Below are 19,843 nucleotides of genomic sequence, written 5' to 3'. Positions count from 1 at the left end.
CGTGCCGGCGGCAACCCCACGGAGAGCACATCGATGCACGGACTCACAGCCCTGGAACTCGCTCGAATCCAGTTCGGATTCACGGTTTCCTTCCACATCTTATTTCCCGCCATCACGATCGGGCTGGCATGTTTCCTGGCGTTCCTGGAAGCACGCTGGCTCTACACCAAGGACACGGTGTACAGGACCCTGTACCAGTTCTGGATCAAGATCTTCGCGTTGAACTTCGGCATGGGGGTCGTTTCCGGCCTGGTCATGGCCTATGAGTTCGGCACCAACTGGTCTGGCTTCTCGCAATTCGCGGGGAGCGTCACCGGACCGCTGCTGACCTATGAGGTGCTGACCGCCTTCTTCCTGGAAGCGGGCTTCCTTGGCGTGATGCTGTTCGGCTGGAACCGCGTCGGGCCGGGGCTGCATTTCTTTGCCACGGTGATGGTGGCGCTCGGCACCATGATTTCCTCCACCTGGATCCTGGCATCCAACAGCTGGATGCATACGCCGGCCGGCTACGTCGTCGTTGCCGGCAAGGTGGTGCCGACCGACTGGCTCGAGGTGATCTTCAACCCGTCGTTCCCCTACCGCCTGACGCACATGGTGATCGCCGCGCTGCTGTCCACGGCACTGTTCGTGGCGGCGTCCTCGGCCTGGCAGCTGCTGCATGACCGCGCCGTGCCCGCCGCCCGCAAGATGCTGTCGATGGCGCTGTGGATGGTGCTGATCGCGGCGCCGATCCAGGCGGTGGTGGGCGACGCCCACGGCCTGAACACGCTCGAGCACCAGCCTGCCAAGATCGCGGCGATGGAGGGGCACTGGAACACCGCCGCCAGGGATGACAAGGGCGGCTTCCCGCTGATCGTCTTCGGCATCCCCGACATGGAACGCGAGGAAACCCGCTACGCCATCGAGATTCCGCGCCTGGGCAGCCTGATCCTCACGCACAGCCTTGACGGCCAGATCCGCGGCCTGAAGGACTTCCCCAGGGAAGACCGCCCCAATGCCACGGTGCTGTTCTTCACCTTCCGCGTCATGGTTGGCCTGGGCGTGGCGATGATCCTGTTCGGCCTGCTGGGATGGGTGCTGCGCCGCAATGGCGCCCTGTACCGGTCCAAGGCCTTCCTGCGCCTCGCGGTGGTGATGGGCCCCGCCGGCCTGGTCGCGCTGCTGGCCGGCTGGATGACCACCGAGATCGGCCGCCAGCCGTGGGTGGTCTATGGACTGCTGCGTACCCATGATGCCGTTTCCGCGCATGCCGCCGGCCCGGTGGCGCTGTCTCTGGCGCTGTTCGTGGTGATCTACTTCGTCTGCTTCGGCGTGGGCATCCGCTACATGCTCAAGCTGGCCAGCGCCGGCCCCGCCCCCGACGCGCACCCGCACGACGAGCCGTCCTACGGCCCCGGCAGCGTCGTTCCCGCCGCCATCGCCGCGGCTTCCACACCCAACCCGATGGCCCCGCACGGCCAGCGCGAATCCTGAACAGGTGATCAACATGGGTATCAACCTTCCCGTTATCTGGGCCGCCCTGATCTTCTTCGGCGTGATGATGTACGTCATCATGGACGGATTCGATCTCGGCATCGGCATTCTCTTCCCCTTCGTCGGCGACCGTCATGACCGCGACGTCATGATGAACACCGTGGCGCCGGTCTGGGACGGCAACGAAACCTGGCTGGTGCTGGGCGGCGCGGCGCTGCTGGGTGCCTTCCCGCTGGCCTACTCGGTGCTGCTCAGCGCCTTCTACCTGCCGCTGATGTTCATGCTGATGGGGCTGATCTTCCGCGGCGTGGCCTTTGAATTCCGCTTCAAGGCCAGCGACCGCAGCCGCCCTTACTGGGATGCCGCGTTCACGTGGGGATCGGTGGTCGCGGCCTTCTTCCAGGGCGTGACGCTGGGCGCCTATATCGACGGCATCACCATGGAAGGCACCACCTTCACCGGCGGCACGCTCGACTGGCTGGCGCCGTTCCCGATCTTCTGCGGCGTGGGCGTAGTGATCACCTATGCCTTCCTCGGGGTCACCTGGCTCATCATGAAGACCGAGGGCCGCCTGCAATGGACCATGCTGCGCGTGACCAACGTGCTGACCGGGGTGATGCTGGCAATGGTCGCCGCGGTGAGCGTGTGGACGCCGATGACCCATCCGGAGATCGCGCAACGCTGGTTCGCGCTGCCCAACCTGTTCTTCTTCCTGCCGGTGCCGCTGCTGGTGCTGTTCTCGGCCTTCGGCATCTACCGGTCCCTGCGCAGCCACCCGAACGTGTCGCCGTTCCTGTACGCGCTGCTGATGATCTTCATGGGCTATACCGGGCTTGCCATCAGCATCTGGCCCAATATCATCCCGCCGTCGATCTCGATCTTCGATGCGTCGTCGCCCCCGCAAAGCCAGGGCTTCGCGCTGGTCGGCACCCTGTTTATCGTGCCGATCATCCTGGCCTACACCTCCTGGTCCTATTACGTGTTCCGCGGCAAGGTCAAGCGCGGGGAGGGCTACCACTGATGGCCAGGATCCTGCATTCGCGGCTGGCGGCGCGCCTGGGCTGGCTGCTGGCCCTGTGGCTGGCGGGCGTCGGCACGGTCTTCGTCTGCGCCAGCCTGATGAAGCTGCTGATGCGCGCAGCCGGGCTTGCCAACTGAAGCCATGCCGTCCTCAGGCCCGCTCTCCCGTCCCGCGCTGCCCGCGCGCACCGCCAGCGTGTTCGAGACGCTGGCGGCAGCCTGGGCGCGACGCGCCGACTTTGCACCGTGGCTGCATTCGCTGAAGGTGTTCGGCGCGGCGATGCTGGCGCTCTACGTGGCGCTGGCCCTCGGGCTGCCGCGGCCCTACTGGGCCATGGCCACTGTCTACCTGGTGTCCAGCCCGCTGGCCGGCGCCACCTATGCCAAGGGCACCTACCGCGTCTTCGGCACGCTGCTGGGCGCCGTGTGCGCGGTGGCGCTGGTGCCTTGGCTGGTCGACGAGCCCGTGCTGCTGATGGCCGCGATCGCGTGCTGGACCGGCACCCTGCTCTACCTGTCCTTGCTGGAACCGGCGCCGCGCAACTACATCTGCCTGCTGGCCGCCTATACGCTGCCGATCGTGGCGCTGCCGACGGTCACCAACCCGGCCACCGTCTTTGACGTGGCCCTCACCCGCATCGAGGAAATCATCATCGGCATCGTCTGCGCCAGCGTGGTCAGTGCGGTGGTCTTTCCCTCGCGCACCACGCCGGCGCTGGCCGCGCGCGCGTCGGCGTGGCTGGACCATGCCTCGCGCTGGATCACCGACGTGCTGGCCGCCGGTGCCAGCGCAGGCCAGCGCCATGACAGCTTCAGCCTGCTGGCCGCCGATATCCTGGCAATGGAAACCCAGCTGGCCCAGCTGACCTATGAAGCCGACGGCGCCCTGACCCTGCGGCGCGCACGTGCCCTGCACCAGCGCATGACGGCCCTGCTGCCGCTGGTGCTCGCGCTGGCCGATGCCGCCAGCGCCTTGCGCCGGCATCCGGCGGGCATGCCTGACGCCGTCGCGCAGCGCATGCGCGCCACGCTGGCCTGGATCGCCGGCGACGCCGGCGCGTCCCGGCCCCCGCCTTCCTGGTACCCGGCAGGCACCACGCCGGCCGCACCCTCGGACTGGCATGCACGGCTGGTCGCAGCGACCTGCACCTATCTGGATGAACTGGGCGATCTCTGGCAGGACAGCCGCCTGCTGCAGGCCAGCCTGCGCCAGGGCGGGAGCGAGCCCACCGCGCTGCGGTACCGCGTGGAACCCGCCGGGCAGGCCCGGCACCATGATCACGCGCAGCTGTTGTTCCGCGGCGCTACCGCCGGCTCGGCCACCTTCGTCGCGGGCCTGCTGTGGATGGTGTCGGGCTGGATCGACGGCGCCGGCCCGGTCGGGCTGGCCGCGCTCGCCAGCTGCTTTATCGCCACCACCGCGGAGCCGCGGCTGATGGCCGGCCGGGTGATCGCGTGGAGCATCGGCTGTGCCTTGCTGTCCTGGTATTACCAGTTCGTGGTGCTGCAGCTGGCGCATGACTTTGGCTCGCTTGCCGCCCTGCTGTTCGGCCCCTACCTGGTCATCGGCGCCATGACGACGCAGCCGCGCAATGCGCTGTTCGGCGTGTTGCTGGCGGTCACCGCGGCGTCGTTCCCGGGCCCGCAGCACCTGAGCGCCGCCAGTTTCGCCGGCATCTTCAACAGCAGCCTGGCAAGCCTGGCGGCGCTGGTGTTCGCGGCCTTGTGGGCGGTCCTGATGCAGCCCTTCGGGCAGCAGCTGGTGGCCTACCGGCTGGCCAGGGCCAACTGGAACGAGATCGCGCTGGCGGCGCACCCGCGCGCGCCGGTCAACAGCGCGCGGCTGCGCGGCCGCATGCTGGACCGGCTGCTGCGCCAGTGGCCGCCGCTGACCCGCGGCAACCATGCCAGCGGCAAGCAGGCCGGCAGCGCCGTTGCCGACTTCCTGGTCGAATCCGCCGCGCTCGCGCTGCGGCGCGCGCCGGCTGGCGTGCCCGCGCCGCGCCGCCGTGCCGTGGAGCGCGTGCTGGCAGGGGTCGCACGCCACTACCGCCAGTGCGCGCGCACCGGCCATGCCAGCCCGCCCGCTCCGGCGCTGGCCGCGCACATCGACGCGGCCTTCGCGGCGCTGGCCACGCCGGCGCATGGCAGCCCGCGCACCGCGCTGGCGGCGCTGGCCACCCTGCATCTGGCCCTGTACCCGCATGCAGGAGAGGCCCATGCACGCCACTGAGTTCGACCTGTACGGCGTGTTCGTGCCGGCCACCGTGGTGTGGATGCTGGCCGCCTTCGCCGTCACCGCCGGCGTGCGCGCCGTGCTCGCCCGGATCGGCTTCTACCGCATCGTCTGGCACCGGTCCTTGTTCAATTTCTCGCTCTATATCCTCGTACTGGGCGCGATCGTCGCGCTCGTCTGGCAGGCCCCATCATGATTCGCAAGCTTTCGCTGCTCGGCCCCGTTGCGGTGACCTTGGCGGCCGTGGTCGCCGCGGCGCTGACCGCCTGGCATTTGTGGCAGTACTACACCGAGGCGCCCTGGACCCGCGACGGCCATGTGCGCGCAGAAGTGATCCAGGTCGCGCCCGATGTCTCCGGCCTGGTCACGGCCGTGCTCGTCGGCGACAACGCCCGGGTGCAACGCGGCCAGGTCCTGTTCGTGGTGGACCAGGACCGCTTCAGCCTGGCCCTGAAACAAGCGCAGGCCGAGGCCGCTTCGGCACGCGCCGCGCTGGCACTGGGCCGGCGCCAGGCGTCGAACGCGGCCACCGTGGCCGCCGCGCAAGCGCGCATCGACGAAGCCGATGCCGCGGTGGACGTGGCCAGGCTGAACCTGGCCCGCTGCCGCGTGACCAGCCCGGTCGACGGCCATGTCAGCGACCGCCTGCCGCGCGCCGGCGACTTTGCCACCCGCGGCAAGCCGGCCCTGTCGGTGGTGGCCAGCGGCTCGCAGTACGTGGAGGGCTATTTCGAAGAAACCAAGCTGCCCGCGATCCGCGTCGGCAGCGCCGCCGAAGTGCACATCATGGGCCAGCGCACCCCCTTGCGCGGACATGTGCAGAGCATCGCGCCCGGCATCGAAGACCAGGACCGCGCCATCGGGCCGAACATGCTCCCCAGCGTCAACCCGACCTTCAACTGGGTGCGCCTGGCGCAGCGCATACCGGTGCGCATCGCGCTGGACCAGGTGCCGGCCGGGACCCACCTTATCGCCGGCCAGACCGCGACGGTGCGCATCCGGGCGCCGCGCGAATGAGGCGCCCAATGCAGCCGCACCGGCCCCGCCGGAACTGTTCTGCTTCCGCGCCTGCCGATTTGTGCGCCTGCCGGGCTGCCATCGGTCCCTACCATGGACGGCATGGCATGCGCCATGCCCTACCCCATTGCCCCCGGGAGAATCGCCATGCAAGCAGCGCTTGTGCAAGAAATGCCCGCCGCCCGCAGTTCTGAGGCGCCCGAGCCGGACCACGCATCACCCGCCTGCCGGGACCAGCTGGGCCGCCCGCTGCGCGACCTGCGCCTCTCGGTGATCGACCAGTGCAACTTCCGCTGCACTTACTGCATGCCCAAGGAGCGCTTCGGGCGCGACTATCCGTTCCTGTCGCCTGAGCAGCGCCTGTCCGATGCGGAGCTGCTGCGCATCGTGCGCGCCTTTGTCAGCCTGGGCGTTGAGAAGGTGCGCCTGACCGGCGGCGAGCCGCTGCTGCGCAAGGGCATCGAGTCGCTGGTCGAACGCATTGCCGCCATGCGTACCCTGGACGGCCGGCAGGTGGAAGTGGCCATGACTACCAACGGCAGCCTGCTGGCGCGCAAGGCGCGTTCGCTGCGCGACACGGGCCTGGGCCGGGTCACGGTCAGCCTCGACAGCCTGGACGATGGCATCTTCCGCGCCATGAACGATGTGGATTTCCCGGTCGGCCGCGTGCTGGAGGGCATCGACGCGGCCATCGCGGCGGGCCTGGCGCCAGTCAAGGTCAACTGCGTGGTCGAGCGCGGCACCAACGACGGTCAGGTGCTGCCGCTGGTCGAACACTTCCGCGGCAGCGACGTCACGCTGCGCTTTATCGAATATATGGATGTGGAAGGCCCGAGCGGCTGGTCACAGTCGCGCGTCGTCCCGTCCGACGAGATCCGAGGCATGGTCGAACGCGCGCATGCGCTGCTGCCGGTCACCCGGCGCGACGGCGAAACCGCCTGCAACTACCTGCTGGCCGACGGCAGCCTGAAGCTGGGCTTTATCTCCAGCGTTTCGCACCCATTCTGCGGCGATTGCACCCGCGCACGCGTTTCGGTCGACGGCCGGCTGCACCTGTGCCTGTTCGCCACCAGTTCCGTCGACCTGCGCCAGCACCTGGGCACCGCCCACCCGGATGAAGCCGTGGCGGACGCGGTCCGGCAAGCGTGGCAGGCCCGCGGCGACCGCTACTCAGAGCTGCGCGCGGCCCGGCTGGCCAGCGGCAAGCGGCAGTACCCGACGGTGCGCATGTCGCTGGTCGGAGGCTGAGCCGCGGGCGCGGCTCCCGGTCACTCAGTCAGGATTCGGGAAAGCCTGCGCGGCAAGCTCCGCGCCGGCTGGTGTCAGGCTCGCGTGACCGCGGCCTTCCTCGTCGATCGCCACGTCCGCCAGTCCGGCGGCCTGCAGCTGCGTCAACACGCGCCGCAGCACGCTCATCGGCAGTTGTGCCCGCTTCGCGATCTTGGCGAGCGACCAGGGGCTGTTGCCGCCCTCGCGCCCAGCCTGCCACAGGACCTGGAGCGCCGCGACCATGGCGGGATCGATGTCAGCGTCTTGCATGCTAGTGCTCTTCCTCGCCGGGTTCCCGGCTGCGCGCCAGCAGGTGCTGCGCGATCTTGCCCAGCGTCTGCACGGCGGACTCGATGTCGGGCGACCATTCCGAGCTGTAGTTCAGCCGGATGCAGTTGCCATAAGTGGCCCCGGGCGCAAACATATGCCCCGGCGCAACGGTGATGCGGTGCTCCAGCGCGGCGTGGTACATCTCCATCGCATCGATTCCCTCCGGCAGCTGCACCCACAGCACATAGCCCCCCGCAGGGCGCGACGTGGTGGTGCCGTCGGGGAAGAACCTGCGCACCGCGGCGGCCATGATGTTGGCCTGCTGCGCATAGGCCTTGCGCACCCGCCGCAGGTGGAAGTCGTAGCCGTCGTTCTTCAGGAACTCGGCAATCGCCAGTTGCGGAATCGCCGGCGTGGTCAGCGTGTTGAGGAACTTGAGCCGTTCCACCGCCTCGCGGTAGCGGCCCGGCAGCGCCCAGCCGATCCGGTAGGCATTGGTCAGCGTCTTGGAGAACGACGAGCAATGCAGCACGATGCCGGCCTTGTCAAACGCCTTCAATGAACTGGGATGGGCCTCGCCGTAATAGAGCTCGCCGTAGACGTCGTTCTCGATGACGGGGATGTCCTTCTCGGTCAGCATGGCCACCAGCGCGCGCTTCTTCTCATCGGGCATCTGGAAGCCGAGCGGGTTCTGGAAATTGGGCATCACCATGCAGGCGGCCACGCCCTTTTCATCGATCAACCGCGCCAGCTCGCCGATGTCGATGCCCTCCGCCGGATCGGTCGCCACCTCGATGGCGCGCATGCCCAGCCGTTCGATGGCATGGAGCATGGCGTAGAAGGTTGGCGACTCCACCGCGATGGTATCGCCCGGCCTGGCCACCGCCTGCAGGCAGAGGTTGATGGCCTCGGTCGCGCCGATGGTGACGATCACCTCGTTCGGATCGATGGCGTAGCCGTTCTCCAGGTAGCGGCGCGAGATCTGCCGGATCAGCTCGGGGCTGCCGGGCGGCAGGTCGTCGAGCATGGTCCACTTGGCATAGCGGCGCGCGATGTTGTTGGCGTACTGGTTGATGCGCTGCCACGGAAACAGCGAAGGGTCCGGATAGGGCGAACCGAGCGGCACGGCATCATCGGAACGGATCGAACGCAGGGTGGAAAGCACCAGCGCGCTGACATCCACCGCCGAGGGCTTGGCACTGGGCCTGGACGGGCGCAGCTCGAACACCGGCTCGCCCGGCCGCGCGCGCACAAAGTAGCCGGACTGCGGCCGGCTTTCGATGATGCCGCGGCTCTCCAGCAAGACGTAGGCCCGGATCACCGTGGTGATGCTCATGCGGTGGTGCTGGCTGGTATGGCGCACCGAGGGAATCCGCTCGCCGGGTAGCAGCACGCCCTGTTGCACCAATGCTTCGATGTCCGCAGCCAGCTTTTCATATAGTTTCACGCTGCGCTCCCCTTCCCATGTCCCTTGCGCCCGGCCGGCGCCTGGTCCGGCCCTTTCGCCGGGCCGCCGTCAGCTGAGCCAACGATGGAGATCATAGTACGGCAGGGGCACATTTTGGAGCTGTCCGGCACATTGGGGTTCGACCCGCACAAAGCCGCTGGCCTGGCCGAGCGCCGACACCGAGGCGGCACCCTGCTGTGCATTGACCTGCACGAAACTCTCGCGGCCGCCGAGGTTGCCGATCTCGCCCACGCGCCAGAAGGCATCGCCCCGGCGCGGGCGCGTGCCGGCCAGCGCCGCCCTGACCCGGCCTACCGGTGGGAACAGCTCGGCGCGCCCCTGCAGGCGGCGCAGCAGCGGCGTCACCAGCAGCGCGAAGGTGGCATAGGCTGCCGCCGGATTGCCGGGCAGGCACACCACGGGCTTGCCGCGCAGGCGCCCCACCGTGACCGGCTTGCCGGGCTTCATGTTGACGCCACGGCAAAGCAGCTCGCCGCCCGCCGAAGCCAGCGCCGCCGCGACCAGGTCGCGCTGGCCGACCGAGGCACCGCCGGTGACCAGCACCAGGTCGGCGTCGGCGGCAAGTTCCCGCAGCATGTCGTGCAGGGCGCGCTCGTCATCCTGCACGTGGCGGTGGCAACTGACCACAGCACCCATCGACTGCACCAGCGACTCGAGCATCGGGCCGTTGACGTCATGCACCTGGTACACGTCGCGCGGCTCATCGTGCGCGGCCACCTCGTCGCCCGAGGTCAGGATGGCCACCTCCACCAGCCGGCAGACCGTGGCCTCTGTCAGTCCCTGCGACGCCAGCGCGGCAATATGCCCCGCATGCAGCAGGGTTCCTGCCGACAGCAGCAGGTCGCCCCGGCGGGCGTCCTCGCCCTTGCGCCGGATATGCTGGCCCGCAATGGGTACGCGCGAGCAGACGACGCCGCGATAGGTCTCTTCGGCATCCTCCAGCGCGACCACGGCGTCCGCGCCGGGCGGAATCACGCCGCCGGTGTAGATGCGGATGGCCTGGCCGGGCAAGAGCGGCTGCGGCTGCGTGCCGGCGTAGACGACCTGCTGCAGCGGCAGGCAGGCACCCTCCCGACAGTCTTCGCAGCGCACCGCATAGCCATCCATGGCGCTGCGGTCCGCCGCGGGCGTATCCATGACCGCGGCCACGTCGCCGGCCAGCACGCGGCCGGTCAGCAGGCCCAGCCACACAGTTTCGGTCTGCCGCACAGGCTCCGCGCACATCGCGAAGACTGCCTGCGCCTCGTCAAAGTTCAGCATGCTGCGCCTCCGCCGGCGGCGTCCAATGCGGCGCCGGTATAGTCGACATAGCCATCCTGGCGGCAGAAGCTGAGCAGGCGCAGACCGGCCTGCTCGGCAATGCGTATCGCCAGCGAGGTCGGCGCCGAGATCGTCGCCAGCATCTGGATGTTCATGCGCGCCACCTTGCGCACCAGTTCATAGCTGGCGCGGCTGGACAGCAGCACGAAGCCGTCGTCCATCGCCACGCGCTGCATCGCCAGGTGGCCGATCAGCTTGTCCAGGCCATTGTGGCGGCCCACATCCTCGAACACATGCAGGATCTCGCCGCCCGCATCGCACCAGGCCGCGGCGTGGACGCCCCCGGTGGCCTGCATCAGCCGCTGGTGCGACGGCAGCGCCGCGACGGCGCGCTCGATCATCTCGCGCGACGGCATCAGCCGGGTGGCCGGCTCGGGCATGCGCGCGGGCTCCAGGTCGAGCAGCTCGATGCTCTCGATGCCGCAGACGCCGCAGCCGGTGCGCCCCGCCAGCGCGCGCCGGCGGGCCCGCATGGTGGCAAAGGCGTGTTCGCTGATCTCCATCTGCACCTCGGCGCCGTGCGGGTGCACGCGCACTTCCAGGTCGTGGATCTCCGCATTGCGCCTGACGATGCCCTCGGTCAGCGAGAAGCCGACCGCGAATGCCTCCAGGTCCAGCGGCGTGGCCATCATTACGGCATGCGAGATGCCGTTGTACACCAGCGCCACCGGGAGCTCTTCCGCCACGTTGTCCGTGGCCGGCTGCACCACGCAGTTCTTGTGCCGCACGATGCTGCGCGCTTCATAGCCTGAGTGTTCAACCAGTTCGGTGCATTCCATGGGGGGTCTCGCCAAGATTGATGCCGCGCCGGCACAAGGCCGGCGCTGGTCGGGAGTGATGGGGTCTGTTGGAAATGATGGTAGGCGGGGACCGCCCCACGCGAGGCGTACAGTTGCGCCGATCGCCGGCATCTACAGATGCCGGCGCGATTCTGGCTTCACTCGCCGGCGCCGGTTTCCCTGTCGTCGTTGCTAGGGAAGCGGTATTGCCCATAGCGCAGGATCAGCACGCCTATGGCCAGCATGACCACGCCCGCGCACAAGGCCAGCATGTGGAACTCGGTGGACTCGCTGAAGCGCAGGATCAGGTCGCGCGCCAGCGACACCATCGCGATGTACAAGGGGAAGCGCACCGGCAGCTGGCCCAGCCTCAGGTACCGCACCACCATCGCCAGCACCTCCAGGTACAGGAACATCAGCAGCAGGTCGGTGATCGAGAAGACCCCCATGGCCGCGACCTTCCAGCCTTCCTGTGCCATGGCAAAGGTCGTGGCCAGGCCGATCACGACCAGGCCAGCCAGTTCCACCGTGCCCAGGAAGGATTCCACCCGGGCGCGCACGCGGCTCTGGCCCGGCCGGGCGCCGGGGCTTTTGTCCATGCTCATGGCTGCGCTGGCGCGGTCAGGCCGCCGCCGCGGGCTGGCGACGGGACGGGGTCAGCAACACCGGCACCGACTTCGACGTGGGCGTGCCGCAGCCATCGCCAGTGCTTTCCAGCGGCACCAGCGGATTGGTCTCGGGGTAGTACGCCCCCAGGCAGCCTTGCGGGATGTCGTACTCGACCAGCACGAAGTCCTCGACCTGGCGCTGCACGCCGTCGTCCCAGACACTGGTGATGTCCACGTGCTGGCCCGCCTTCAGGCCAAGCCGCGCCAGGTCAGCGGGGCTGATGAAGACCACCCGACGCAGGCCGAACACGCCACGGTAGCGGTCGTCCAGGCCATAGATCGTGGTGTTGTACTGGTCGTGCGAGCGCGTGGTCATCATCACCATCAGCTTGTCGCCATACTTCTGGCGGGCCCGGCTGATGGGGGTGTCCTTGTCGATGCGGTTGACCAGGAACTGCGCCTTGCCCGACGGCGTATGCCAGACCCGGTTGCATGCCGCCGGCGTCAGGTGGAACCCGCCCGGCACCGCCACGCGCTCGTTGTAGCTCTCGAAGCCGTCGATCACCTGCTCGATGGCGTCGCGGATGCGGGCGTAGTCCTGCGCATACCAGAGCCAGTCGATCTTCTCCGAGCCCAGCGTGGCGGCCGCCATGCGCGCGACGATGGCAATCTCCGACAGCAGGTGCGGCGACGCCGGCGCATTCATGCCAAAGGAGATATGGACCATGCAGACCGAGTCCTCGACCGTCACGCCCTGCGCTACGCCATCCTGCTGGTCGATCTCTGTGCGGCCCAGCGTCGGCAGGATCAGCGACTCCTTGCCGTGCACCAGGTGGCTGCGGTTAAGCTTGGTGGCGATGTTCACGGTCAGGTCGCACTGGCGCAGGGCCTCGAAGGTGCGCGGCGTATCCGGCGTGGCGGTGGAGAAATTGCCGCCCAGGCCGACAAAGACCTTGACCTTGCCCTCGAGCATCGCCGAGATGGTGTGCACCACATCATAGCCATGCTTGCGCGGCGGCTCGAAGCCAAAGGCGGCCTGCAGGCGGTCCAGGAATTCCTGCTCAGGCTTCTCTTCGATACCCACCGTGCGGTCGCCCTGCACGTTCGAATGCCCGCGCACCGGCAGCAGCCCCGCACCGGGGCGCCCGATGTTCCCGCGCATCATCATCAGGTTGGACAGGATCTGCACCGTCGGCACGGAATGCTTATGCTGCGTCAGGCCCATGCCCCAGCACGCGATCACGCGCTTGCCCCTGGCGTAGACCTGGGTCAGCGCATCGATATCCTCCTGCGACACGCCCGACTCGGCGACGATGTCGGCCCAGCTTTCCGCGCGCAGGTCTTCGATGAAGTCGCCGAAGCCGATGGTGTGCTCGCGCACGAAATCCACGTCGATCAGGCGCTCGCGGCCGTGCCGGATGGCCTCTTCGTCGAGTTCGTCCAGGCGCTTGGCCATGCCCTTGATCAACGCAAAGTCGCCGCCCAGCTTGGGCTGCACGAACATCGAGGCGATCTTGGTGCTGGAGCCGGTGAGCATCTCCACCGGGTGCTGCGGGCTGGTAAAGCGCTCCACCCCGCGTTCACGCAGCGGGTTGATCGACACAATGGTGGCGCCGCGCCGCGCGCACTCGCGCAGCTCGCCCAGCATGCGCGGATGGTTGGTGGCCGCGTTGTGGCCGAACAGCAGGATGGTGTCGGCATGCTCGAAATCATCCAGCACCACGGTGGCCTTGCCCACGCCGATGGTCGGCGGCAGGCCCCGGCTGGTGGCCTCGTGGCACATGTTCGAGCAGTCGGGGAAGTTGTTGGTGCCATAGGCACGCACGAACAGCTGGTAGAGGAAGGCGGCCTCGTTGCTGGCGCGCCCCGACGTATAGAATGCCGCCTGGTTCGGATCCGGCAGCGCGCGCAGGTGGCGCCCGATCAGCGCAAAGGCCTCGTCCCAGGCGATCGCACGGTACTTGTCGGTCTGCGCGTCATAGACCATGGGGTGCGTCAGCCGCCCGTGCTGCTCCAGCTCATAGTCCGTCTGCGCCATCAGCGACGTCACCGTGTGCTGCGCAAAGAACTCGGGGGTCACGCGCATGCTGGTGGACTCGGCGGCCACGGCCTTGACGCCGTTCTCGCAGAACTCAAAGGTGGAGGCGTGCTGCCGGTCCGGCCAGGCACAGCCGGGGCAGTCGAAGCCATCGGCCTGGTTCTGCTTGAACAGCATCTTGTACTTGCCACCGGCAACCTTCTCCTTGATCAGGTTGATGGCAACGTACTTCAGCGCACCCCAGCCGGCGGCGGGGTGGGTGTAGGGGGCGATGTGGCCTTTTTCAGGGGTCGGGGAGCTCATTGGCGTGGTGTCCTGTAACGACGGGGGCGCTGTCCGGCGGCCTGCGCTGCTTTTCGAAGGGGGCCGGATCGTTGCGGTGTCACCAGATTAGATTTCCCGGGTGCCCCCGGGTACATACAAAGAGGGGCTTGCCCGGGGAGCACAGTTGCTTCAGACCAGCGGGAACGCCTTCACCAGGTGCCGAAGCAAGCTGTCAGCCACCGGGGACAGGTGCCGGCCGGTCCGGGTGATGATGTGGATGCGGCTGTTGTTCAGGATGGGATTGGCCAGCGGCAGCGACACCAGTTGCCTGAACTGCGGCTCCTTCAGCGCCACCGAGCGTGCCGTCATGATGTAGCCCAGCCCCATCGCTGCGTATTCCCACAGCACCTTGAACGAGTTGGTCACAAGCATCGGCTTCAGGGTGACGTGCTCGTCCAGCTCCGCCGCCTGGATATGCTTGCGCACACCGAACGACTCCGTCAGCGCCGCTCCCTGGTGCGGCGCCAGGTCCGCCAGCGTCAGCGCGCGGCGCCTGCGCGCCAGCGGATGGTCTTTGTGAACATGCACGCGGATCGGCGACAGCCGTGAATAGTGCGAGCGCAGGCGCACATCGTCGGGCGGCTGAAAGACAAAGCCGATATGCGCCAGGTCTTCCAGGATATGCCGGACCGTTTCATCGGTGCCGGCCACCTGGATGCTGCAGCTCACGTCGGGATGCTTGCGCAGGAAGCCCTGCAGCACGGGCTCTAGCACCAGGTCGACGAAGCCTTCGCCAAAGACCAGCTCCACGTGGCCACGCCGGGCATTCTTCAGGTTGTTGACCTCGGCCAGGAAGGTATCGTTCAGGTCCTGCTGGCGCCGGGCAAACAGCGCCAGCAGACGCCCGGCATCGGTCGCGACAACACCCCGCCCGCGCCGCTCAAGCAAAGTCAGTCCGGTGTCCTGCTCCAGTTTCGCCACGGCGCGGCTCACCACCGACGGGTCCAGCTCAAGCACCTCGGCCGCGCCGCGCACCGTGCCGGTCTCGACGATCTGCAGCAGGCACAGCGCCCGCTTGCGGTCCAGCACATCTTCCATGTCTTCCTCCTCTGGCTCGCGGCGCCGGCCCAGGACGGCAGCGCGCGGATTCTTCTAATGTTGCAAATTATGCAACGTTTCGCGCTTACCATTGTCATGGTTTCGGCAAGCGCATGCGTGGAGAATGCGGTGGACGACCACGCTCCGATACCGCCATGAACCAGGCCCCGCTTGCCGATCTGCACCAATCCATCCAGACCCTGTCGCCGGAGTTCGTTGAGATCCGCCGAAAGATCCATGCGCACCCCGAACTGGCCTTTGAAGAGCGCCAGACCAGCGACCTGGTCGCCAAGCAGCTGGCGGCATGGGGCTACGAAGTGCATCGTGGCATGGGCACCACCGGTGTCGTGGGCAGGCTCAGAAAGGGGCAAGGCAGCAAGGCGCTGGGCATCCGCGCCGACATGGACGCGCTGCCGATCCAGGAAAAGACCGGCCTGGACTACGCCAGCACCATCGCCGGCAAGATGCACGCCTGCGGCCATGACGGGCACACGGCGATCCTGCTGTGCGCCGCCAGGTACCTGTCCGAGTCCGCCGATTTCAATGGCACGCTCAACCTGATCTTCCAGCCCGCGGAGGAGAACGAAGGCGGTGCGCTGCGCATGCTGGAGGATGGGCTGTTCGAGCGATTCCCCTGCGACGAAATCTATGCGCTGCACAATTCCCCGGGTCTGCCAGTCGGCCAGATCGGGGTCATCTCCGGCCCCGCCATGGCCTCGTTCGACCGGGCCACGGTCACGTTGCGCGGCCGCGGCGCCCATGGCGCCATGCCCCATCATGGCATCGACGCCATGCAGTGCGCCGCCAGCATCGTGCTGGGACTGCAATCGATCGTCAGCCGCGAGATCGACGCGCTCAAGTCGGCGGTCATTACCGTGGGCTCCATCCAGGCCGGCACCACCTACAACGTCGTGCCCGATAGCGCAACGATCAAGATCGGCGTGCGCACGCTGGACCCGCAGGTGCGCACGCTGGTCGAAGCGCGCATCAGCGAATTTGTCGCCGCCCAGGCCCAGAGCTTCCGGCTGCAATCCGAGGTCGTCTACGAACGCAAGTACCCGGTACTGGTCAACCACGACGCGCAGACCGAGCGCGCGCGCCAGGCCGCGACCCGGCTGGTGGGCGCGGACAACGTGGTCGAGCGCCCGCCGGTGATGGGCAGCGAGGACTTCGCCTACATGCTGGAGCACCGGCCCGGCGCCTACATCCGGCTCGGCAACGGCCTGGGCGAAGATGGCGGTTGCATGGTCCACAACCCCCTGTACGACTTCAATGACAAGGCCCTGCCTGTCGGTGCCGCATTCTGGGCGCACCTGACGCAAAGCTATCTGGTTTGAACAACAATTCCCCGGGGACATCCGCCATGGCTTCACTGAACCGCCGCCGCTTCCTTCAATACGCCGGTCTTTCCGCCGGCACCTCCGTGCTGGCAGGCCTGCCGGCCTTTGCCGCAGACAACTTTCCCGCCAAGTCGCTGTCCCTGGTGGTCCCCTACCCGGCCGGCGGTGCCAGCGACACCTCCGCCCGCATCTTCGGGGAATCCATCAGCAAGAGCGTCAGGCAGCAGGTGATCGTCGAGAACTACGGTGGCGGTACCGGGCTGATCGGCGCCAACAAGGTGCTGGGCGCACCGGCCGATGGCTACACCTTCTTCCACGGCTCGATCAACGAGGTCTTCCTGGCGCCCATGCTCAACCCGGCGGCGCGCTACAAGCCGCAGGACTTCCAGCTGGCCGCGCCCATCAGCGACGCCAACATCGTGCTGCTGGTCAGGAACGGCATTGCCGTGGATACCCTGGACAAGTTCCTGGACTATGCGAAGCAAAGCAAAGGGAAGCCGCTGACCTACGCCACGGTCGGCATCGACTCCATCTACCACCTCATGGGCGATGCCCTGGCTGCCCGGCTCGGCGTGCCCTTCCTGCACGTGCCGTACAAGGGCGGCGCGCCAGCGCTGCAAGGCCTTGCCGGTGGGGAGGTCGACTTTGCCATCCTGCCCTACCAGTCCAGTTTCGACAGCATGCAGCAACAGGGCCGGCTGAAGGTGCTGAGCAGCTTCGCCAAGGCGCTGCCCCCGGCGCTCAAGCATATTCCGCTGATCTCGCAAAGCCGGCTGGTGCCCGACTTCGAATACTCGATCGGCGGCGGCTACTTCATCAGGCAGGGCACGCCCGCGAACCGGGTGGCAGTGCTGCGCAAGGCGATTGGCGAAGCCCTGGCCAAGCCCGAGATCAGGGCCAAGCTGGAAGCCGAGGGACGTACGGTCGCTCAGCCGATCGACAGCCAGGAGCAGGCGAATCAGGTCTTCGACCAGTACCTGGGGCGTGTCACGCAACTGATCCGGAGCGTGGGCCGCAAGACCAGCGCGTCCTGAAGTCTTGTCGCGGCAAGCGCCCGGGCTTGCCGGTCAGGCTGCCTTGGGTGACACACCCGGGGCAAGCCGTTCGGCCAGGAAGGCCTGCATTGCCGCCCAGGACCGGCGGTCGGCCGCCGCATCATAGGCAATGCCACGTTCTGAAGGTTTCGCCCCCTCGAACGTGAATGCGTGCCGGGCATGGCCATAGGCAGGAAATAGCCGCGCCAGGCCCCCGCGGCACATACCGTCAACTAGCGCCGGTGGTCAAACCGCCGCGCCAGCCGTTCGCCGGCAAACTGCACCAGCGTGACCAGCGCCACCAGGATCGCGATCACGTGGAACATCACGGCGGTTTCGTAGCGTTCGTAGCCGTAGCGGATCGCCAGGTCGCCCAGCCCGCCGGCGCCGACCGCGCCCGCCATCGCCGACGAACCGATCATGGCGATCACGGTCACGGTGGCACCGCCGATGATCGCGGGCATCGCCTCCGGCAGCAGCACGTGGCGCACGATATGCCAGCGGCGGCATCCCATGGCCCTGGCCGCCTCGACCAGCCCCTGGTCGATCTCATTGAGCGCGACCTGCGAGATGCGCGCGAAGAACGGTATCAGGTGAGCGCTCAGCGGCACCACCGCCGCCCACGTGCCCATGGTGGTGCCGACGATCATGCGCGTGACCGGCAGCATCGCGACCAGCAGGATGATGAAGGGAATCGAGCGGAACATGTTCACCAGCACCGACAAGGTCCGGTGCAGCCGCGGCCGCGGCGCCAGGCCGCCGGGAGCGCTCACGGTGAGCACGAGGGCCAGCGCCATGCCGGCGGCGAACACCACGCCGCACGCGCTGGCGGTCATCAGCAGGGTCTCGCCCAGTGCCTTGAAATACTTGTCAGCCATTGGCAGCAGCACGATGCGCAGTCTCCTGTCTGGTTGTGTCCGGCACGGCGGCCATGCGGTGCCGCAATGGCCGCAGCAGCGCGATGGTGGCTTCCGCGTGCGGTTCGGCAAACACCTTCCAGACCGGGCCATGCTCGATGACGTGGCCATGGTCGAGCACCAGCACGCGGTCGCAGGCTTCACTGATCACCGCCATGTCGTGCGTGATCAGCACCACGGTCAGCCCCAGCCGCTGGTTGATGTCGCGCAGCAGCGCCAGGATCTGCTCAGTGGTCTCCGGGTCCAGCGCGGAAGTGGCCTCATCGCACAGCAGGATCTCGGGCCGGTGCACCAGTGCACGGGCGATGCCCACGCGCTGCTTCTGCCCGCCGGAGAGCATCGCGGGATAGGCGCGCGCCTTGTCGGTCAGCCCGACCAGGTCCAGCAGTTCCATCACACGGACCGCGATCTCGTGGCGCGGCACGCCCGCCACGCGCAGCGGCAGCGCGACGTTGTCGAACACGGTCTTGGCCGACAGCAGGTTGAAGTGCTGGAAGATCATGCCGATCCGGCGTCGCAGCGCCACCAGCCCGTTCTCATCCAGCAGGCCGATATCGGCTCCATCGATGCTGACGTGGCCGGTGTCGGGGCGCTCCAGCATGTTGATGGTGCGCAGCAGCGTCGACTTGCCGGCGCCGCTGCGGCCGATGATGCCGAAGCGCTCGCCGCGGCCAATGGTGAAGGAGATATCGGCCAGCGCGGGGGCGCCTGCCCCCGCGTAGGTCTTGCCGATCCCCGCGAACACGATATGCGGCCCGGGTTCGCGCAACGGTAGGACAGCGTGCATGCTGGCTCGTCAGAAGGCAGGGATCACGGAACCCTGGTATTTGGTCTGGATGAACTTGCGCACCTCGTCGGACTGATAGGCCTTGACCAGCCGCGCGACCCACGGCGCGCCCTTGTCCTTCTCGCGCACGGCAATCACGTTCACGTACGGGTTGTGCTCCTTCTTTTCCACCGCGATGCCGTCGCGCGTGGCGATCAGGCCGGCCTGGTACGCAAAGGTATTGACGATGGCGGCAGCATCGACGTCTGGCAGCGCGCGCGGCAGCACCACCGACGCGCTTTCCACGAACTCCAGCTTCTTCGGGTTGGCCGTGATGTCGGCCAGCGACGCCGTGCCGGTATAGGGATCAAAGCCATCCCTGAGCTTGACCAGCCCGTGGTCACGCAGGATCACCAGCGCGCGCGTCTGGTTGCTCGGGTCGTTCGGGATGCCGATGCGCGCGCCATTGGGCAGCGCCTCCAGCGACTTGACCTTGCGCGAATAGAACGCGATCGGCGAGATCAGCGTATCGCCGACATTGACGATCTTGTAGCCCCGCTGCCTGATCTGGTCGCGCAGGAACGGGATGTGCTGGAAGGCATTGGCATCGAGGTCGCCATTGTTGAGGGCCTCGTTGGGGCTGGCGGTGCCGGTGATGACGATGGTCTGCACCTTCAGCCCCTGCTTGTCGGCAACGCGCGTCACCACTTCCCAGATCTCTTCGTCGACCCCGCCGCGCACGCCAACCTTGAGTGGCCGGTCGCCGGCTTGCGCGTGGGCGGTGCCGATGGAGAACGTGGCAAGCGCCGTCAGTGCGGCGAGTGCGAGAGTGGCAAGGAAAGGGCGTCGTGTCATGGCAGGCTGGGCAGTGATATGGAAGCACCAGTCTAAGAAACGCCCCTTGCCCAGTCCACGAAGGAATACGA

19 protein-coding genes are annotated in these 19,843 nt (G+C 67.6%); 9 read left to right on the top strand and 10 right to left on the bottom strand.

From position 1 onward, the window contains the following. Window positions 1-33: 33 nt before the first annotated feature. The 7 genes from RS901_RS27265 to moaA all read left to right on the top strand — a co-directional run bounded on the left by RS901_RS27265 (window position 34) and on the right by moaA (window position 6,994). Complete coding sequence (locus RS901_RS27265) at window positions 34-1,473, top strand: cytochrome ubiquinol oxidase subunit I (protein ID WP_316157249.1); 1,440 nt, start codon at window positions 34-36, stop codon at window positions 1,471-1,473. Window positions 1,474-1,486: 13 nt separating this feature from the next. Then, window positions 1,487-2,494 carry a cytochrome d ubiquinol oxidase subunit II gene (gene cydB / locus RS901_RS27260; RefSeq protein ID WP_316157248.1) on the top strand — a complete coding sequence of 336 codons (1,008 nt, stop codon included), beginning with the start codon at window positions 1,487-1,489 and terminating at the stop codon, window positions 2,492-2,494. After that, entirely contained in the window at window positions 2,494-2,631 is a 138-nt protein-coding gene (locus RS901_RS27255; RefSeq protein WP_084187397.1) for a DUF2474 family protein, read from the top strand. Before cydB ends, RS901_RS27255 begins: the two co-directional genes overlap by 1 nt. Before the next feature lie 4 nt (window positions 2,632-2,635). Then, entirely contained in the window at window positions 2,636-4,726 is a 2,091-nt protein-coding gene (locus RS901_RS27250; protein WP_425476461.1) for an FUSC family protein, read from the top strand. Next, the gene (locus RS901_RS27245; protein ID WP_018313632.1) at window positions 4,713-4,925 is read left to right on the top strand and encodes a DUF1656 domain-containing protein; all 213 of its coding nucleotides are present in this window, start codon (window positions 4,713-4,715) and stop codon (window positions 4,923-4,925) included. The genes RS901_RS27250 and RS901_RS27245 overlap by 14 nt, the downstream gene beginning before the upstream one ends. Next, window positions 4,922-5,746, top strand: a complete 825-nt coding sequence (locus tag RS901_RS27240) for an HlyD family secretion protein (protein ID WP_316157246.1) — start codon at window positions 4,922-4,924, stop codon at window positions 5,744-5,746. Before RS901_RS27245 ends, RS901_RS27240 begins: the two co-directional genes overlap by 4 nt. 147 nt (window positions 5,747-5,893) lie before the next feature. Further along, entirely contained in the window at window positions 5,894-6,994 is a 1,101-nt protein-coding gene (gene moaA / locus RS901_RS27235) for a GTP 3',8-cyclase MoaA (protein WP_410054226.1), read from the top strand. A 24-nt stretch (window positions 6,995-7,018) separates the two neighbouring features. Here moaA and RS901_RS27230 read toward each other — a convergent pair whose 3' ends face one another. From RS901_RS27230 to RS901_RS27200, 7 genes are all read right to left on the bottom strand, one after another. Further along, the gene (locus RS901_RS27230) at window positions 7,019-7,285 is read right to left on the bottom strand and encodes a transcriptional regulator (protein WP_316157245.1); all 267 of its coding nucleotides are present in this window, start codon (window positions 7,283-7,285) and stop codon (window positions 7,019-7,021) included. Between the two features lies 1 nt (window position 7,286). After that, window positions 7,287-8,732, bottom strand: a complete 1,446-nt coding sequence (locus tag RS901_RS27225) for a PLP-dependent aminotransferase family protein (protein ID WP_316157244.1) — start codon at window positions 8,730-8,732, stop codon at window positions 7,287-7,289. A gap of 69 nt (window positions 8,733-8,801) precedes the next feature. Then, the gene (locus tag RS901_RS27220; RefSeq protein ID WP_316157243.1) at window positions 8,802-10,013 is read right to left on the bottom strand and encodes a molybdopterin molybdotransferase MoeA; all 1,212 of its coding nucleotides are present in this window, start codon (window positions 10,011-10,013) and stop codon (window positions 8,802-8,804) included. Then, window positions 10,007-10,852 carry a formate dehydrogenase accessory sulfurtransferase FdhD gene (gene fdhD, locus RS901_RS27215; protein ID WP_316157242.1) on the bottom strand — a complete coding sequence of 282 codons (846 nt, stop codon included), beginning with the start codon at window positions 10,850-10,852 and terminating at the stop codon, window positions 10,007-10,009. The genes RS901_RS27220 and fdhD overlap by 7 nt, the downstream gene beginning before the upstream one ends. 158 nt (window positions 10,853-11,010) lie before the next feature. Then, window positions 11,011-11,457, bottom strand: a complete 447-nt coding sequence (locus tag RS901_RS27210; protein WP_316157241.1) for a phosphate-starvation-inducible PsiE family protein — start codon at window positions 11,455-11,457, stop codon at window positions 11,011-11,013. Window positions 11,458-11,473: 16 nt separating this feature from the next. After that, window positions 11,474-13,801 (bottom strand): FdhF/YdeP family oxidoreductase, encoded by a 2,328-nt coding sequence (locus RS901_RS27205; protein ID WP_316157240.1) that lies wholly within the window; start codon window positions 13,799-13,801, stop codon window positions 11,474-11,476. A gap of 150 nt (window positions 13,802-13,951) precedes the next feature. Beyond that, window positions 13,952-14,860: a LysR family transcriptional regulator gene (locus tag RS901_RS27200; protein ID WP_316157239.1), complete on the bottom strand. Its 909-nt coding sequence runs from the start codon at window positions 14,858-14,860 to the stop codon at window positions 13,952-13,954. 155 nt (window positions 14,861-15,015) lie between these two features. Between RS901_RS27200 and RS901_RS27195 the strand changes: the two genes are divergently transcribed. Together RS901_RS27195 and RS901_RS27190 are read left to right on the top strand one after the other, a co-directional pair. Continuing rightward, complete coding sequence (locus RS901_RS27195; protein ID WP_316157238.1) at window positions 15,016-16,197, top strand: M20 aminoacylase family protein; 1,182 nt, start codon at window positions 15,016-15,018, stop codon at window positions 16,195-16,197. Between the two features lie 26 nt (window positions 16,198-16,223). Beyond that, window positions 16,224-17,234: a tripartite tricarboxylate transporter substrate binding protein gene (locus RS901_RS27190; protein ID WP_316157237.1), complete on the top strand. Its 1,011-nt coding sequence runs from the start codon at window positions 16,224-16,226 to the stop codon at window positions 17,232-17,234. 233 nt (window positions 17,235-17,467) lie between these two features. Here RS901_RS27190 and RS901_RS27185 read toward each other — a convergent pair whose 3' ends face one another. From RS901_RS27185 to RS901_RS27175, 3 genes are read right to left on the bottom strand one after another with little or no spacing between them, the layout of a single operon-like run. Next, the gene (locus tag RS901_RS27185; protein ID WP_316157236.1) at window positions 17,468-18,124 is read right to left on the bottom strand and encodes a methionine ABC transporter permease; all 657 of its coding nucleotides are present in this window, start codon (window positions 18,122-18,124) and stop codon (window positions 17,468-17,470) included. Then, a complete protein-coding gene (locus RS901_RS27180; RefSeq protein WP_410054225.1) occupies window positions 18,105-18,938 on the bottom strand; it encodes a methionine ABC transporter ATP-binding protein in 834 nt (277 codons plus the stop codon). Before RS901_RS27180 ends, RS901_RS27185 begins: the two co-directional genes overlap by 20 nt. Window positions 18,939-18,947: 9 nt before the next feature. Continuing rightward, window positions 18,948-19,772 (bottom strand): MetQ/NlpA family ABC transporter substrate-binding protein, encoded by an 825-nt coding sequence (locus RS901_RS27175; protein ID WP_316157235.1) that lies wholly within the window; start codon window positions 19,770-19,772, stop codon window positions 18,948-18,950. Between the last annotated feature and the right edge of the window lie 71 nt (window positions 19,773-19,843).

Source organism: Cupriavidus sp. BIC8F (genome assembly GCF_032465815.1).
Lineage (GTDB): Bacteria > Pseudomonadota > Gammaproteobacteria > Burkholderiales > Burkholderiaceae > Cupriavidus > Cupriavidus necator.
This window is presented reverse-complemented; position numbering and strand designations above follow the sequence as displayed.

What these genes read in the sequence shown, in the direction of transcription:
- RS901_RS27255 (WP_084187397.1), top strand. Translation starts at nt 2,494, where the DNA reads ATGGCCAGGATCCTGCATTCGCGGCTGGCGGCGCGCCTGGGCTGGCTG.
- RS901_RS27195 (WP_316157238.1), top strand. Translation starts at nt 15,016, where the DNA reads ATGAACCAGGCCCCGCTTGCCGATCTGCACCAATCCATCCAGACCCTG.
- RS901_RS27250 (WP_425476461.1), top strand. Translation starts at nt 2,636, where the DNA reads ATGCCGTCCTCAGGCCCGCTCTCCCGTCCCGCGCTGCCCGCGCGCACC.
- RS901_RS27245 (WP_018313632.1), top strand. Translation starts at nt 4,713, where the DNA reads ATGCACGCCACTGAGTTCGACCTGTACGGCGTGTTCGTGCCGGCCACC.
- RS901_RS27210 (WP_316157241.1), bottom strand. Translation starts at nt 11,457, where the DNA reads ATGAGCATGGACAAAAGCCCCGGCGCCCGGCCGGGCCAGAGCCGCGTG.
- moaA (WP_410054226.1), top strand. Translation starts at nt 5,894, where the DNA reads ATGCAAGCAGCGCTTGTGCAAGAAATGCCCGCCGCCCGCAGTTCTGAG.
- fdhD (WP_316157242.1), bottom strand. Translation starts at nt 10,852, where the DNA reads ATGGAATGCACCGAACTGGTTGAACACTCAGGCTATGAAGCGCGCAGC.
- cydB (WP_316157248.1), top strand. Translation starts at nt 1,487, where the DNA reads ATGGGTATCAACCTTCCCGTTATCTGGGCCGCCCTGATCTTCTTCGGC.
- RS901_RS27230 (WP_316157245.1), bottom strand. Translation starts at nt 7,285, where the DNA reads ATGCAAGACGCTGACATCGATCCCGCCATGGTCGCGGCGCTCCAGGTC.
- RS901_RS27175 (WP_316157235.1), bottom strand. Translation starts at nt 19,772, where the DNA reads ATGACACGACGCCCTTTCCTTGCCACTCTCGCACTCGCCGCACTGACG.
- RS901_RS27205 (WP_316157240.1), bottom strand. Translation starts at nt 13,801, where the DNA reads ATGAGCTCCCCGACCCCTGAAAAAGGCCACATCGCCCCCTACACCCAC.
- RS901_RS27190 (WP_316157237.1), top strand. Translation starts at nt 16,224, where the DNA reads ATGGCTTCACTGAACCGCCGCCGCTTCCTTCAATACGCCGGTCTTTCC.
- RS901_RS27240 (WP_316157246.1), top strand. Translation starts at nt 4,922, where the DNA reads ATGATTCGCAAGCTTTCGCTGCTCGGCCCCGTTGCGGTGACCTTGGCG.
- RS901_RS27200 (WP_316157239.1), bottom strand. Translation starts at nt 14,860, where the DNA reads ATGGAAGATGTGCTGGACCGCAAGCGGGCGCTGTGCCTGCTGCAGATC.
- RS901_RS27180 (WP_410054225.1), bottom strand. Translation starts at nt 18,938, where the DNA reads ATGCACGCTGTCCTACCGTTGCGCGAACCCGGGCCGCATATCGTGTTC.
- RS901_RS27265 (WP_316157249.1), top strand. Translation starts at nt 34, where the DNA reads ATGCACGGACTCACAGCCCTGGAACTCGCTCGAATCCAGTTCGGATTC.
- RS901_RS27220 (WP_316157243.1), bottom strand. Translation starts at nt 10,013, where the DNA reads ATGCTGAACTTTGACGAGGCGCAGGCAGTCTTCGCGATGTGCGCGGAG.